General features: G+C 70.8%; 17 protein-coding genes. All 17 read right to left on the minus strand.

Going from position 1 to position 11917, the window contains the following annotated elements:
• Positions 1–3 precede the first annotated feature (3 nt).
• The 17 genes from ABD671_RS12220 to ABD671_RS12300 all read right to left on the minus strand — a co-directional run bounded on the left by ABD671_RS12220 (position 4) and on the right by ABD671_RS12300 (position 11834).
• Positions 4–423 carry a DUF6093 family protein gene (locus ABD671_RS12220; protein WP_344733653.1) on the minus strand — a complete coding sequence of 140 codons (420 nt, stop codon included), beginning with the start codon at positions 421–423 and terminating at the stop codon, positions 4–6.
• Positions 424–436: 13 nt separating this feature from the next.
• Positions 437–829, minus strand: coding sequence for a hypothetical protein (locus ABD671_RS12225; protein ID WP_344733654.1), 393 nt, complete (start codon positions 827–829; stop codon positions 437–439).
• Positions 830–832: 3 nt separating this feature from the next.
• Positions 833–1123 carry a hypothetical protein gene (locus ABD671_RS12230; RefSeq protein WP_344733656.1) on the minus strand — a complete coding sequence of 97 codons (291 nt, stop codon included), beginning with the start codon at positions 1121–1123 and terminating at the stop codon, positions 833–835.
• Positions 1123–2142: a major capsid protein gene (locus ABD671_RS12235; protein WP_344733657.1), complete on the minus strand. Its 1020-nt coding sequence runs from the start codon at positions 2140–2142 to the stop codon at positions 1123–1125. The genes ABD671_RS12230 and ABD671_RS12235 overlap by 1 nt, the downstream gene beginning before the upstream one ends.
• 22 nt (positions 2143–2164) lie before the next feature.
• On the minus strand, positions 2165–2857 hold the full coding sequence (locus ABD671_RS12240) for a hypothetical protein (protein WP_344733658.1): 693 nt from the start codon (positions 2855–2857) through the stop codon (positions 2165–2167).
• Positions 2858–2935: 78 nt separating this feature from the next.
• Complete coding sequence (locus tag ABD671_RS12245) at positions 2936–3685, minus strand: hypothetical protein (RefSeq protein WP_344733659.1); 750 nt, start codon at positions 3683–3685, stop codon at positions 2936–2938.
• Between the two features lie 71 nt (positions 3686–3756).
• Entirely contained in the window at positions 3757–4674 is a 918-nt protein-coding gene (locus ABD671_RS12250) for a VG15 protein (protein WP_344733660.1), read from the minus strand.
• Positions 4643–6115, minus strand: a complete 1473-nt coding sequence (locus ABD671_RS12255; RefSeq protein WP_344733661.1) for a hypothetical protein — start codon at positions 6113–6115, stop codon at positions 4643–4645. The genes ABD671_RS12250 and ABD671_RS12255 overlap by 32 nt, the downstream gene beginning before the upstream one ends.
• A gap of 26 nt (positions 6116–6141) precedes the next feature.
• Positions 6142–7770: a hypothetical protein gene (locus ABD671_RS12260; RefSeq protein WP_344733662.1), complete on the minus strand. Its 1629-nt coding sequence runs from the start codon at positions 7768–7770 to the stop codon at positions 6142–6144.
• Between the two features lie 3 nt (positions 7771–7773).
• A complete protein-coding gene (locus ABD671_RS12265; RefSeq protein WP_344733664.1) occupies positions 7774–8223 on the minus strand; it encodes a hypothetical protein in 450 nt (149 codons plus the stop codon).
• A gap of 506 nt (positions 8224–8729) precedes the next feature.
• The gene (locus tag ABD671_RS12270; protein ID WP_344733665.1) at positions 8730–8921 is read right to left on the minus strand and encodes a hypothetical protein; all 192 of its coding nucleotides are present in this window, start codon (positions 8919–8921) and stop codon (positions 8730–8732) included.
• Between the two features lie 135 nt (positions 8922–9056).
• The gene (locus ABD671_RS12275; RefSeq protein WP_344733666.1) at positions 9057–9299 is read right to left on the minus strand and encodes a hypothetical protein; all 243 of its coding nucleotides are present in this window, start codon (positions 9297–9299) and stop codon (positions 9057–9059) included.
• 21 nt (positions 9300–9320) lie between these two features.
• The gene (locus tag ABD671_RS12280; protein WP_344733667.1) at positions 9321–9719 is read right to left on the minus strand and encodes a hypothetical protein; all 399 of its coding nucleotides are present in this window, start codon (positions 9717–9719) and stop codon (positions 9321–9323) included.
• Entirely contained in the window at positions 9712–10077 is a 366-nt protein-coding gene (locus ABD671_RS12285; protein ID WP_344733668.1) for a hypothetical protein, read from the minus strand. The genes ABD671_RS12280 and ABD671_RS12285 overlap by 8 nt, the downstream gene beginning before the upstream one ends.
• Before the next feature lie 199 nt (positions 10078–10276).
• Complete coding sequence (locus ABD671_RS12290; protein ID WP_344733669.1) at positions 10277–10642, minus strand: hypothetical protein; 366 nt, start codon at positions 10640–10642, stop codon at positions 10277–10279.
• Positions 10639–10851 (minus strand): hypothetical protein, encoded by a 213-nt coding sequence (locus ABD671_RS12295; protein WP_344733670.1) that lies wholly within the window; start codon positions 10849–10851, stop codon positions 10639–10641. Before ABD671_RS12295 ends, ABD671_RS12290 begins: the two co-directional genes overlap by 4 nt.
• Positions 10848–11834 carry a ParB/RepB/Spo0J family partition protein gene (locus tag ABD671_RS12300; RefSeq protein ID WP_344733671.1) on the minus strand — a complete coding sequence of 329 codons (987 nt, stop codon included), beginning with the start codon at positions 11832–11834 and terminating at the stop codon, positions 10848–10850. The genes ABD671_RS12295 and ABD671_RS12300 overlap by 4 nt, the downstream gene beginning before the upstream one ends.
• Between the last annotated feature and the right edge of the window lie 83 nt (positions 11835–11917).

Consider the following 11917-nt stretch of genomic DNA (forward strand, 5'->3'; position numbering starts at 1 on the left):
GCGCTACTCCTGGTCCCACTCGGCGGGGCGGGCGACCTGGGTGACGGGGATGCGGCGTGCGATCGCGCCGTCCTGGCCGATGGCTTCGCCGAGCCGCCAGACGGTGCCCACCCACTCGCCGTCCACGACCTCTACCAGGTCCCCGGATCGGAGGTCGCGCAGATCGTGGCGGAACTTGCCGACGCGCCTGGCGAGGGTTGTGGTCCCGTCGGCGATGTTGAGGGTCTCGCTGGTCGCAGCACCCCTGGACGGTCCAGCCAGACGGAACGGCTCAGCCTCGTGGACCACGGTCCAGGTGGGCAGCTCGCGGCCCGTGACGGGGTGGCGTTCCTTGCGGCCGGTGGCGCGCCGGATCCTTACCACGCTGTTCAGAGTGCGGAGCTGGAACGCGCGACCTCGGGCGAGCACGTCGGTCGGATCCATGCCGGGCGCCTCCTCAGGTGTAGCGGATCGAGCCGGAGATGCCGCCGGTGGGGGACACCGGAGTCGGCGTGAGGCGGCGGAGCTCGGCGGCCGTGAAGTAGACGTCGATCGAGGCGTCCGTTCGCTTCGCGGTCTCGGAGTAGTCATCGGTGCTGTTGGAGGTCTCGGAAAGCCCTTCAGGGTTCCGTAGGACGCGAAGAGTGGCGCTGCAGACGACGTCGATGACGTCGTCTCGGCTGAGCCGGCCGCTCTCCAGCGACGCGACGACATCGGGGATGTCGCGCTGTCGCTGGAGAGCTCGCCAGGCGACCCCGAGCCACGTCTGGGCTGCGGCGCTACCGACTCGCGGGACCACGCCGTTGAGGTCGCGAGCGGTGAGATCGGAGACCTGTGCGGGGTTGTCCACGGATCAGCTCCGGCGCGTGCGGGTCCGTGTGCGCACGGTCGCCGTGCCGCTCAGGTCGTCGACCGTGAGTAGTCCGTCGGGCGTCGGCTCGGGCGTCGGCTCGGGCGTCGGCTCGGGCGTCGGCTCGGGCGTCGGCTCGGGCGTCGGCTCGGGCGTCGGCTCGGGCGTCGGCTCGGGCTCAGCGTCGCCGGTCCAGTGACGGGCGTGGATGCGCTTCTCCAGGTCGGGAGTCGCCGCCGTGCCGGCGGGGTACACGACCCCGCCGGCGACGACGGTGCGGGAGAGCACCCGCATCAGACCAGTCCGTCCAGGATCGTGATGTCCTGGTTGTCCCGGAGCACCGGCATGCCGATCGCGGCGCCCTTGACCGAGCGCTGGACCGGGTTGTCCTGGCCGAGCGTCACGATGGTGAGGCCGGCGACCTGCTCGCGGGAGAGGACCTGCTTCTGGACCTGCTGCACGGCCTCCTGGGTGACGCCGAGCTCGGTGGAGCCGACCGGGTCCTCGTTGGAGGGCAGGAAGGTCATCGTGCCCTCCGGGTAGACCCGGGTGCGGTTGCCGGCCTCGTCGACGAGCGATCGGTCGTAGGTCACGACCGGCGGCAGGTCGCGGTTCGCGAGGTAGGCGTTGAGCTGGTCCGAGCCGACCGGGGCCTGGGGGTAGAGCTTCTGGACGGCGTCGACCATCATCGCCCGCATCTTCGCGGTGGTGAGGACGACACCGGCCGGGGCCCCCGACCCGTCGAGGTGGGTCTCGTGGGCGGCCTGGTAGTCGGCGAACACCGCGGCCGGGTCCTCGAAGTCCCAGGGCGCGTTGGCGGTGATCTTGCGGTCGGACGGGATCGCGAAGTCGACCTCGTGGATCACGCCGCCGTCGGTCTCCAGGGACACGGTGCCGGTGGAGAGGAGCTGGCCTCGCATCAGCTCGAGGGTGTTGTCGACGGTGAGCGCCACGGTCGCGGCGGCCGAGACCACCCAGTCCGTGTAGTCGACGTCGAGGCCCGCGAGCTGCTGGGCGAGGATCATCTCCTTGGTGAGGTCTTCCTCGGTGAGGTCGACGATCGGTGTGATCGCCGGGAGGTCGCCCTTCACGTCGAGGACGCCGGGGCGCCGGATGGGCACCGCGGGCGCGTCGATCGCGCGGATCGGGACCGTCTGGTCCAGCCGCTTGCGGCGGCCGAGCCGGTAGGACACGGCCATGACGTTCTTGGCCGGGAGGAACCGGGCCAGTGTGTTGCGCTCGTCGCGGATCTGACGCGCCGCGAGGATCACGGGGCGCAGGTCGGGGACGAGGTCGACGTAGTACTGCGACATGGGTCGTCGGTGTCCTCTCGGCTCAGTTGATGTACGTCAGGGCGGTGAGGTCCGCCTCGGCGTCGACGTCGTGGGTGTTGGCGGGCAGGTAGCGGCGGTCGATCTGGCTGCCGCCGTTGATCACCGCGACCAGGTGCTTCTCGCCGGGCTTGACCAGCAGGTCGTTGACCAGGTGGCCGACGGACTCACCGAGACCCGCGGGGGAGTTGACGGCGGCGCCGCCGGCGGTGGTGGTCGCGATGGTGACCGTGCCGCTGCCGCCGGTCGGGGTGGCGGTCATCTGCGCGACGTTGGTGTTGGCCAGGCCGCCGATGAACTTCACGGTGTAGGGGCCGCCGGCGGAGCCGGTCACCACGACGTTGCCGGCGCCGATGGTGGAGAGCGCCTCGAGGGCGGACTGGACCGTCGCGGCGGTCGCGGCCGCGGCGATCGCGACCGTGGTCTGGCCGGAGAACGTCAGGGTGAACGAGGTGAGACCGGAGCCGCCCTCGGTGACCGTCTGGACCTCCTCGGACAGCCCGTTGTAGGGGCCGCCGAGGTTGTCGGCCGTGGTGAGGCCGATGTGGGTGCCGGACTTGATCAGCAGGCCGGCCGCGTCGCTGGTGAAGAGGCTGCCGCTGATGGTGACGGTGCGGTAGGTGGCCTTCAGGGGGTCTCGCAGCCACCGGCGGTCGCCGGTGTCGTAGTCGGTGCGCTTGGGCGCGAAGTTGGACACGGTGTGCTCCTTCGTGTTGGTGGTGTCCGGGTGGTCCGGGTCGCGGCCTCGCGCCTACGTCCGGTGGTGCGTGTGGGGTCAGGAACCCTTGGTGGTGACGCGGAGCCCCGCGCCCTCCTGCATGCGGCGCAGGGTGGCCTGGACGCGCTGCTCGAGCGGAGCTGTCGAGCCGCCGGCGCCGAACCCGGGCTGGCCGTAGCGGCGGCCGTCGGTCTTGGCCAGGTGCGGCTTGGCCTCGATCAGCTTCTTCAGGGCGTCCTGGATCTTCGCGGGGTCCGCCTGGCCCTGGCCGTCGGTGACGGTGGTGAGGTCGATGTGCGCGGCCGCATCGGTCGGGTCGTGCAGGAGGTCCTTGGCTGCGTCGACGGTGGCGCTGCGGATCCGAGCGGCAGCCTCCTCGGCGTCGCGCTGCTCCTCGCGCTCCTGGAACGGCTTGACCGCGGCCGCGACGGCGGTGGTGACGGCGTCCTGCACGATCTTGGTGATGTCCGGCTGGTCACCCGGCTGCACAGCAGGGGCCGCGGGGGCAGCCGGCGCCGGCGCGGTCGTCGGCGGGGACTTCGGCGGGGCGGGCCGGGCCCGGGCCGCGGCGAGCTCGCGTTCGGCCTTGGTGCGGGCCTCGCGTTCGCGGACGAGTGCTCGCTGGCCGGGGTCGCCGAGTGCCGCCCACTCCTCCTCGGGGATGTCGTCGGGCCGCACCGGTTCCCGCGGGTCGACCATCCGCCAGCCGCCGAAGATCGCCCGGTGGTGGGCGAAGAGCTGGGGGAGGGTGTCGAGGGTGATGACCGTGGGCTTCTCGGGGGCGCTGCGGAACGGGTTGTGGGACATCGCGTCCTCCTGATGTGTGGCGCGCTTGCTGCGCGGCGCCGGGCGCCTTCCGCTCATCGCGAGACGGGAAGTCAGAGGATGTAGCCGTACAGCTTCAGCAGCCGCTGAGCGTCGGCCCGGGACTCGGCGAACCGGTAGATCGACTCGGGGCGCAGCCGCACCAGGCGTGTCGGGTTCTTTCGTCGCCACGCAGCGCGCTTGGTGGTGCCATCGGTGGTGGCCTTGACGCGGCGTCCGAACACCTCAGTGGTGATCGCAGCGGTGATGCCCGGCTGCGAGAGGCCGCGAGTGGCGTTGATGACCTGGCTGGTGTCGGCTCCGTCGAGGATCGCCTGCCTGTCCGCGACCGATAGGTCCCTGACTAGGCCCCCCTCGATGAGGATCATCGGGTCGACGACCAGGCCTTCCTCCAGCGCGGCGTCGAGGGAGTCGACCGGAACGTTCTGGCAGTCGCAGCCGGGATGTCGATCGAAGGCCTCGAGGTCGCGGTAGATCCGGCCGGCGAGGACGACGCACCGTTTGCAGGAGGGTGGCTGCAGGACGCGCACGTACTTCTGGGGACGCGGCCAGGTCACCATCTCCACCGAGGCGGCGGTGCGGCCGGCGTCCTGGACCTCGGCTGCGATCAGCTGTTCGACAGAGGCGAGGAACACGGCGGCGTCGTCCCACCATGCCTGAGGCAGCGGCTCGGCGGGGGCCGGGGCGACGCGGTCGATCGTGGCGATCAGCGGCTCGGCGATCGGGAACCCCAGCGAGGAGACGCCGGCGAGCGCTGCAGGGTTCGCGGTCGCGGGGCGGCCGGACCAGGCCTCCATGGTCTGGACGGCGGCCCGGGCGGCAGCGAGCTGGTAGGAGGCCCAGAGGGTGAGGATCTCGCTCCAGGACCGCCTCGCGGCGATCCGCTGGGACACCTCGCGTGCGGCCGCGCCGGCGATCGCGGCCTGGGTGGCGCGGTGGCTACGCGCCTGCTGCAGGGAGGGTTGTGCCACTGGACGGGACCAGCTTCAGGGCCGCTCGGGTGGCGGGGTCGAGGAGGCTGAACGGGTCGGTGGTCTGCGCAGCAGCGTCCGCGGCCGCGAGCTCCTTGAGGTGCTCCTGCCAGGCGGCTTCAGCGACCTCGCGCGGCCAGCCGAGGAACCGCTCGGCGGCGGTGACGACCCCGATGCCGCCGTTGACGGCCTTGTTGAATGCGTCGACCGCCTGAGCCTCCAGTCGGGTGTTCGGGTCTTCCCACACCGGCCTGACGCGGCCCTTGTGACCCTCGAGCTCGACCAGCATCTGCAGGCCGCGGCCCCAGGCGTGGTTCAGGCTGCCCTTCCGGCCGATTCGGTTGATGCGGCGCACCATCGGCGCCTCGTCGACCTTCAGGAGCTCCGAGGACATGTGGGTCTTCAGGTCGATCGCGTAGTCCGAGGACGTGACCTTGGTCTTCGCGCGGAGGTTGGAGCGGGCGTGGTTGGCCCAGGCGATGAACGTGTCGAGGGTCGCTGGCGTGAGCTGCCCGAAGCGGCCGTCCTTGTCGGTGGTGAACCAGAAGTGGTCGGCTCGAGGCTTGAATCCCATCAGCGGGCGCCCGTCTGGGCCGAGCAGGGGCTTGGTGGGGTCCTTGGGGTCCCGCAGGACGTCAACGCCGGTCCCGTAGCGGATCGGTACGGCTCCGAAGTGCCCGGCGAACACCATCAGCCCCTCGATGAGGTCGACCTGGTCGACGAGCGTCGTGATCGGCTCGATCTCGCTCATGGGGTCGCGGAGTAGTTGCGGGTGGTGGGGGAACTCGACGACCTGGACGTAGGAGACCTTCGTGTCGACGGTCTCCAGGAGCTCCCAGCGGCCGGCGGCGGACTGCCCACCTTCACCTGGTCCGATCTCGGTGCGGCCCTCCCGCACCGGGATGTCGCGGCCGGGGAGGCGCAGGAGGCCCTGCATCTTGCCGGTCCATTCGTCGGTCCACCGCTTGAAGTAGGCGTCGACGTCGTAGGGAGGTGCCTGCATGCGGTGCACGGCCGCCTGCGCGGACGACTCGATGGTGAAGATCCCGCGGGCGCCGTCCGTGGCCCTCGACACCACGCCGAATGATCGTCCTCGGAGCACGGCCTCGTGGTTGGCCATGCGGTGCATCACATCGAGCGCGTTGTCATCCCAGGCGGCGGTGAGGGCGGTGAGGGTTTTCGGGTCGTCCGAGGTCGCTCCCTCCAGGCCCAGGCGCTCGACGAGGGCATCGACCGTGATGGCCGCCGCGCCCGCCCTCGGCGCGGAGATCATGGCGTCCATCAGGCCGTCGACGCGGGCGCCGTACACGTCGCGGTACTCGGCGGCGATGAACGGCAGGACGTACTCATTGCGGTAGCGGCACTCGAAGGCCTTGGCGTACTTCTCCTGCCGCTCGATCTGCTCTTCGAGGTACTGGATCCACTCGAGCTCGGTGGGCATGCGCACCTCCCTTCGAGGGCTGGGGTTCAGACGCTGAAGACGACCGGCGGGAGGTTCATGGGCCGGTCGGTCCAGCCTGCGGCGAGAGCGTCGGCACGGGCTTCGAGGGCCAAAGCGTCGCCGACGACGACGTCGATCTTGCGGCTGGAGTTCGGGTTCTGCTTCCGGACCAGCCGCAGCCGGCCCTTCCACCAGACGTAGGCGTTGCCGTAGTGGTCGCTGGCCTCGGAGTCGAGGTCGTGGAACACCTCGCCGTTCGTGAGGTCGGTATGGAGCCGGTCGAGCGCGGCTGCCATGGCGATGTCGCGGTTCGTCGGCCAGCCGATCACTCGCGGGGTCTCCAGCACGGGATCTTCTCCGAGCTCACCTTGCAGGGTCTCGATGTCCGATCGCCACTCGTGGGGGTCGTAGTAGCCCCGGACGACCCGGTACTCCTTGTGGACCTGCCGGATGCGCTGCAGCACCTCACCGCGCGGGACCTGCCAGTCGGGGCCGGCGGTCGTGGGTCGGGGCCAGGACCCGAGCTTGAACAGGAACCCGTCGGACATCCGGCAGCCGCGCAGCACGGTCGTGTCGTTGTTGATCGAGCCGTCGAACCCCACGGTGATCGGCTCCCCGAACGTGACCTCGTCGGCGCGGCCCTGGCGCTCGTGCACGGCCTTCGAGATCCAGGCGTCCGAGCCAGCCATGGAGACGTTGAGGAAGTACCGGGCGGCCTCAGCCTCGTCGCGACACACGGTGGGGTCGTGCATGTCGGAGTAGACGTCCTCAGCGACCATCCACCCGAGCTCGGGGTCCATGGCCACGCCGTAGACGTCGCGGAGCTGGGCGAGCGTGTGCTCGCGGTCGTTGATGTCGATCCGGCCCTTGGCCTGGCGGTGGAAGACCAGCCACTCGGGTCCGAGCTCCCCGCGACGGAACCGCCGCTCGAGGACCTCCCACACCGAGTTCTCACCGACGCGACAGGCGGTGGTCGTCAGCAGGGCCCAAGGCTCGGCGTGCTTGCGCTTGCCCGTGTTGCGCAGCGCGGTCGCGTACATGTCGCGGAGCTCGTCTGTGGTGTAGAGATGGATCTCGTCGGGGACGAGGAACGTCTCCTTGCCGCCATCCTTCGACGCGGCGCCGGCGGTCGACAGGACGGCCTGCCCGCCGCCGGGCAGCGAGAGCGCGGTCGCGCGCTGGTAGTCCCTGACGCCGGTGATGCCGCCGTAGATCTCGGGGTGTGTGTCGCGGCCCCACTCGCCCATGATGTAGGCGATGTTCTGGAACGTGTTGCCGGCCTGCTTCTCCTCGGTGGCCAGGCACCGCACGAACGGCGACACCACCGGGCGGCCCACCGGTTGCCCGTTGGCGTCCCAGCCGTCGAACCGCACGGGCCCCACGCACTCGGCGACGCCGATCAGGCCTGCCTTCTCGGACTTGGCCCTCCCCTTGGGGGCTGAGAGAACGCCGCGGCGGATCTTGCGGCGCCCGGTCGCCGGGTCGAGCTCGTAGGCCCGGATGATGAAGTCCTCGATCTCCGGGTCCTTGTAGAACTCCAGAGGCTGCCCCATGACGTCGCCGGGGCCGTGGCAGGCGTACTCCTCGAGCCAGTCGACGACCTCGTAGCCCAGGGAGCAGATCTGGCCGTCGAACGTGGGCCCTGCCCACGGCATGGGCTATGACCCGGTGCTGCTGCGCTGTTCGGCGCGCTGGCGGGCTCGGTCCATCGAGGTGACCTTGCCGGTCGGAGCGCCGCCGGGCTGGCTGGGCGCCTGGGCGCCTCGCGGGCCGCGGCGTTGGGCGACCTTCCCGGTCTGCTTGTCGGGCAACCGCATCGCGGCGATGAGCTGCTTCATCGCGTTGGCCGTCTCGTTGGCCTTCGACAGCGCGCCGGCGACCTGCAGGCGGAACTCCTGGCCGTCGAGGTCGTCGGGGATGAGGGTCATCCACGCCTCCGCATCTCCGCGGAGGACGGCGTCGAGCTTGTCGAGGCGGTCCTTCATCCGGCACACCTCGAGGAGGTGGACCTTCTGGATCGCGTCGAGTTCGTGCTCGGTGGCGATCTCGCGCCAGAGGCGCTTGCCGGCCGGGCCGAGCTCGCTGGGAGTGCGGGGTGCAGCTGCCATGTGTGGTCACCTCTCGGGCATCGCGCCACTGGCGGGAGCATCGCGCTACCCGCCTGGTGATATGTCGGTGGTCGGGGCGTGGGAAAACTCAGGTCTGGGAACTGCGAGGCACCTCCCCCGCGGTCCCTCTGGCACGGGCCCCGGCGGGGTTGCCCCCACCCCTTATGCGTCTGGTGATATGTCCAGGAAGCGAGGCGGGCCGCTGGTCGCGAGGTTGCTGGCGGCGCACTGTGGCCCTCGGATGACCAACTGATTGCCGGGCTCGTGACCGAGGTGCCACTCGGATGTCGCGCCGATCATGTGCGGACGGCCTAGCTCAGCGCACCGCCAGCAGACCACCGTCTCTCCAGCATCGAGACGCCGCTGCCAGGCCCGCTTGAGCTGGTCGTAGGCGGTGTCGTACCCGCGCTGTTGTCGTGTCCCTCGCGCCCGTTCCCTGGCTCGTCGATGGGCCCGGCAACGTGCTTCCGCCTGGACTTCAGGGCAGCCAGGCTCGGCGCACACTCTCACGCCTGGTCACCGTCCCATAGCAACGGCTCGACGGGCACGCGCGGATGCAGGTACTTCGCGGCTGGAGCGAAGCCCAACGGAAACGAGGGCGGGAGGGGATCGGTGGAGGAGCAGTTCTCGACGCGGATCGGTCCGTCGATGTGGGTGATCTCGACCCAAGCGTCGAGCCAGGCGTCGTCATCGACCACGGCGCCTCCCGGTGCCTGAGTGAAGAGCGGGCAGGCTCCAGAGACACCCCAGCCCCGGAGTCCTGAGAGGCCCGGGGCTGGATTTGGATACACGTGATCCGCTGGCACAGATGTTAGAAGACGCCCCCTGCGGCGTCACGCATCCCCGTCCGACACAGCGTGTCGGGCACCCTTGCGGGCCTTGTACGCGGTGGCCAGCGGCTCGAGTTCGCTGAGTCGCCATAGAAGCTGAAGGCCCCCGGGAACCGGCGCCGGTACGCCGCCGGCGGGGAGTGCTCTGCGGGTGTGGCGCCAGCTGCGGATGACGCCGGCCGGCACGCCGAGCACCTCGGCGGCCTGGTCGGTGGTGTGGAGCCCGTCGGGCGGGTGAACCGTCACGGTCCGATTGTCCCTGCATTCTCACTCGTCGTCTCCCTTCTGGTGGCGATCGGGGACGCCGCTGGTGGAGTGGTGGACGCAGCCGCGGGGTGCGTCGTGGGGTGTGGTGTTGAGGCAGGGGCCGGGGCCGCTGGTCGACGGGCAGGAGCGGGCGCTTTGATGGCCGGCCTGGAGCCGCTCGACCTGGTTGCGGAGATCGAGCGCGGCGTCGACGGCGACGCGGCCGGTGATGCGTTGGCCGAGCGCGAGTCCGAGCGCCTGGCCGACTTCCTGGAGTCCGGCCATGACTTCGAGAGCCTCGGCCTTCCATGTCCGCGCCCGCTCGAGCTCGGCCTCAGCGGCGAGGGCTCGGTTCCGCCACTGGTCCAGCGTGGACTCGGCGTACTCGCCGCGGCCGAGGATGTCGTCCCGCTCACCCACGGTCGCCGTCCTCGGCGCCCATCACCACAGGGCGAGCCGCCTGCGCTGCTCGGAGGAACGCGCCGACCATCGGCGGTGGGAGCGGCAGCGGCCGAGGGTTGAGAGGGGCGGGGACGACCACTCGGAGCGTGTGCGGTCCGTGGGGCACCATGAGCCCCCACCCGGCCGGAAGGTCGTCGCGGACGATCGATGCGTCGGCGGCGACCAGCCACCACCCGTGGACGTAGGGCCGGAACGCGTCTGCCTTGCTGGGGTCGCGCAGCTCGGTGAGCCAGTCAGACCGGGAGACCTTGACCTCGTGGCCGTGGAACACCGGCGGGGCGATCGGGGATCGCCCGGGTCCGTAGGTGCCGTGCATGTCGGCGGCGAGGAAGTCGCAGATCCGGTGCCGGCGAGCCTCAGCCCGACCGGCACGTGTTCCGCGGTGACGTACTTCCGGCCGCGCCACTGGCCGTTCTGGATCACCTTTCCGTACCTGACGCCGAGCCGGTCAAGGAGCGTGCGTTCGGTCTCGCGGTGCTCACCCAAGGAGGTTCTCCTCGGCACCTGCTTGCCGGTCACTGGTCGGCCCTCGTCGGCTCGACCCGAATCCAGCCGGCGCCCGGCAGACCCCAGGAGGAGGCGTCCTCGGGCGCATCGTCGTGGGGAGCGTCGAGCTCGTTGTCCTGCCGTTCGCCCGACATGTGCATCAGGAACTGGCCGGGCTCACACCAGTACCAGGGCGAGGTGTCGCCGTTCGGGTAGACCGACCGATACCGGAAGCCGTCGTCCTCTAGCGACTTCGCCTGGTGGCCGCGGGAGATCACCCAGGCCATGCAGGCGGCGATCTCGTCGCGGGTGGTGCCGACGGGATGCCACTCGCGGCGCTCCCAGGTGACGGTCTCCAGACGCTCGTAGGCGACCGGGGTCTCGTTGGTGCTCACTGGTCGGATTCCGTCAGCGCGGCCTCGATGCCCTCGACGTCCTCATTGCGCCGATCCGCCTGGTCCATCACGAACTCGACGACCTCGGGCGCCTGGTGAGCCAGCATGGCGAGGACGAGGAACGCGTAGGCGCCGAAGGATTCGGCTCCCAACTGCGCGCGCTTATCAGCCACGCGATCCACTGCGGCCTTGGACTGAGCGGCGCTCATCGGCGGGCCTTGTCGCGTTCGTCGGAGCGGATGACGGCTTCCCAGCACTCGCCGCATCCGACGCCGCCGGGGCGGCCGGGGTGGTGCTTGGAGTGACCGTTGCGGGTGCAGAGGAGGGAGACCGCTTCGGCGAGGGGGTGGCTCCAGGCGAGGTGGGCGGCGGAGGCCTTGCCGGCGGCGCCGGGGCGGGCGATGCCGCCCTGCTCGCGGCCGAGCTTCGTGGCTCGGGTGAGGGAGAGGGTGCCGGCGCGGACGGCGGCCTGTTGGGGTGGGGTGAGGGAGAGCAGCGCGAGGCGGGCGGAGATGTAGGGCTGGGACTTGGAGACGCGTGCGGCGAGGTCGGCGTCGGTGGCGTTGTCGAGGCGCTTGAGGCGTGCGAGAGCGCGGGCTTCCTCGATGGGGTCGAGGCCGAGGCGTTGGCCGTTCTCCATGATCATCGCGGCGAGGACGTCGTCGGGGTCCATGTCGGCGCGGATGATGCAGGGGATCCGGGTGAGGCCGGCGAGGCGTGCGGCGGCGTGGCGGCGGTGGCCCATGACGAGGACCAGGTGGCCGTCGTGACGGCGGGCGACGACGGGTTGGAGTACTCCCTGGTCGGCGATCGAGCGGGCGAGCTCGGTGAGGTCGCCGAGCTCGTCGCGGACGTTGTCGGGGTCGGGGTGGAGTTCGTCGAGGAGGACGTCGACGAGCTGCTGATCGGTGGTGGTCGGGGTGGCGTTCGGGGTGGCGTTCGGGGTGGCGGCGAGGGGTGCGAGCTCGTTGGCGCGGTCGGGGTCGAGGCCGCGTTCGAGGATCTCGGCGGCCCTGCGCATGGACTCGATGCGGGGCCAGCCGTGGGCCTGGACGATCTCCTTGACCTGCTCGATGGTCAGGCGGCGGTTGGCGGCGATGGTGGGCAGCGCGAGTGGGCGTGCGTTCTGGGCGATCGCTGCGCGGAGCACGTCGGCCTTCTGCTGCCGGGTCAGCGCGGTGGTGGTGGTCATGGGCGGGTTCCTGTCGGGCGTGAGGGTGGTGCTCGGGGTCAGTGGCCGGCGGTGTCGGGGCCGGTCGTGGTGTCGGTGATGGG

This window comes from Nocardioides fonticola (genome assembly GCF_039536805.1).
Taxonomy (GTDB): domain Bacteria; phylum Actinomycetota; class Actinomycetes; order Propionibacteriales; family Nocardioidaceae; genus Nocardioides; species Nocardioides fonticola.